This window comes from uncultured Aquincola sp., assembly GCF_964001545.1.
In the GTDB taxonomy this organism is placed as follows: domain Bacteria; phylum Pseudomonadota; class Gammaproteobacteria; order Burkholderiales; family Burkholderiaceae_C; genus Aquincola.
Genome location: NZ_CAXFDV010000508.1, coordinates 1 through 2,244 on the forward strand (window position 1 = coordinate 1; position 2,244 = coordinate 2,244).

Sequence of the window (2,244 nt, forward strand, 5' to 3'; positions counted from 1 at the left end):
AGCCGCTTGCCGTGGCTGGCGTCGGTGCCGAGTGCTTCAACCTGGGTGATGCGGCCGACGCCGCTGATGATGCCGGTGAACATGCAGGGATTGTGGCAGCGTTGCCGATGGCACTGCCGGCCGATCAGAAGTCGTCCCTGCCGGCGGCGCGCAGGCGCAGCCGCAGGTCGGGGCCGACGGGGCTGGCCTCCAGGAATTTGAAGTCCAGCCCCTCGGCCAGCGCCTGCAGCGGGCCGAAGGCCGCCATGTCCCGCCCGGACCCCATCATCTTGGGCGCCAGGTACACCAGCAACTCGTCCACCAGCCCTTCGCGCAGAAACGAGCCGTTGAGCCGGTGACCGGCCTCGACGTGCAGCTCGTTGATGCCCCGCCGAGCGAGGTCGGCCAGCAGCGCCGCCAGGTCGGTCTTGCCGCTGGCGGTGGCAGGCAACCGGGCCACTTCCACCACCGCGGGATCGAAGCGTTCGGCCGCCGGCGGCGATGACGCGGTGTACACCAGCGCCTGCCCCGGCGCCTGCAGCACCCGCGCCTTCGGGTCGATCTCCAGGCGCGAATCGACCACCACCCGCAGCGGTTGGCGGGCCGATGCCACCAGCCGAACGTCCAGGCGCGGATCGTCGTCGCGCACGGTGCCGATACCGGTGAGCACCGCGCCCGCGCGCTTGCGCCAGGCGTGGCCGTCGGCCCGGGCCTGGGGCCCGGTGATCCACTGGCTGGCCCCGTTCATCAACGCGGTGCGCCCGTCGAGCGAAGCCGCGATCTTCATCCGCAGCCAGGGTCGGCCCCGGCGGATGCGCGAGAAAAAGCCGATGTTCAGCGCCCGCGCCTCATCGCCCAGCAAGCCGACGTCCACCCGGATACCGGCCGCGCGCAGGCGGGCGATGCCCTGGCCGCTGACCTGCGGAAACGGGTCTTCGATCGCGGCCACCACGCGGCCGACGCCCGCGGCGATCAAGGCGTCGCAGCAGGGCGGGGTGCGGCCGTGGTGCGCGCAGGGCTCCAGGCTGACGTAGGCAGTGGCGCCTCGCGGGTCGTGGCCGGCGGCGGCGGCGGCGCGCAGCGCCATCACTTCGGCATGCGCCGACCCGGCGGCCTGTGTGTGACCCAGCACATGCCAGCCTTCACCTGCCAGCACACACCCCACGCGCGGGTTGGGGTCCGATAGGCCGATGGACTGGTGCGCGATGTCCAGCGCCTGGCGCATCCAGTGGCGGTCGAGGTCGGAGAAAGGAAAGGCCGCAGCATCCATGCCGCGATTGTCGGCCAGGCGCCCGGGCGGCGCGGCCGCGGGCCTCAGGCGGGGCGAGGGTCGTGCTGGGCGGTGGCCGTCGTGCCGTTGCCAGTGCCTGCCGGGCAGGACTCGCTGCGTCGCACGACCAGGAAGTTCTGGTACAGCAGGTTCTGCGTCACGTTGACGTAGTCCAGCGGATGCTCGTCGTTGCTGATGCTGCCCGAGCGGTCCAGGTCGGCGCTGTAGCGGCACAAGGTGTAGTGAGCGTCGTCACCGCGCCACAAGGCCGACGAGGCCATCGTCAGGTAGCCCGACCACGGGGCGCCGGCCTGGCCGGGGAACACGGCGCACACGTACTGGATGGGGTTGGCCGACGCCGTGCCGTTGGCGCTGTCGTAGCACTCCGCCGAGGTGTTGCTGGTGCTGCCGAAGGCGAACACGGGATGCAGTTCGAATGCGGTGCCCACCGGCGCCTCTGCGCTGGGCGGTGAGGTGAGCGAGAACCACACATAACCGGTGATGAGCCGGCCGGGCACCGTCAAGGCGGTGCAGTCGGTGAGGTCGGCAGCCGTCAACGTGGCGGTGGTGCGTACCGACGGCACCACGCAGCGCGCGACGATGCTGCCGCTGCGGTTGTCGAAGACCCAGGCGGTGGTGTCTGAGTTGCTTGGCTTGAGCACGCTGCGGCCATCACCCAGATCGCGGATCCAGGACGGCAGCCTGCGGTTGTTGCGTGCCGGCACCGCGGTGGGCTGGCCGTCCGGCGTCAGGCTGAGGTAACCCGAGAGCGCCGGGTCGATGCCCGCCACGATGGTGTCCAGCCGCACGGGATGGGTCTGGCCCTGGCGGTCTTGCCACGTCACCTGCGCCGATACGGCGCGGAACGGAAAGCGTGTTTCTTCCGGCACCTCGCGGCTGAAGGTGTAGCTCGCATTGGTGCCCGCAAACGGCAGCGTTTGAGGCGTGGCGGTGGGCGCGATGTCGGCATAGCTGCGCACGCCCGGGGTTGCCGC

Annotated in this window: 2 protein-coding genes; both read right to left on the reverse strand. The window is 71.1% G+C overall.

Going from position 1 to position 2,244, the window contains the following annotated elements:
* Positions 1–124: 124 nt before the first annotated feature.
* Entirely contained in the window at positions 125–1,249 is a 1,125-nt protein-coding gene (ribD, locus tag ABNT58_RS17270; protein ID WP_348754681.1) for a bifunctional diaminohydroxyphosphoribosylaminopyrimidine deaminase/5-amino-6-(5-phosphoribosylamino)uracil reductase RibD, read from the reverse strand.
* A 44-nt stretch (positions 1,250–1,293) separates the two neighbouring features.
* A partial coding sequence (locus ABNT58_RS17275; protein ID WP_348754682.1) for a hypothetical protein occupies positions 1,294–2,244 on the reverse strand: 951 nt, incomplete at its 5' end.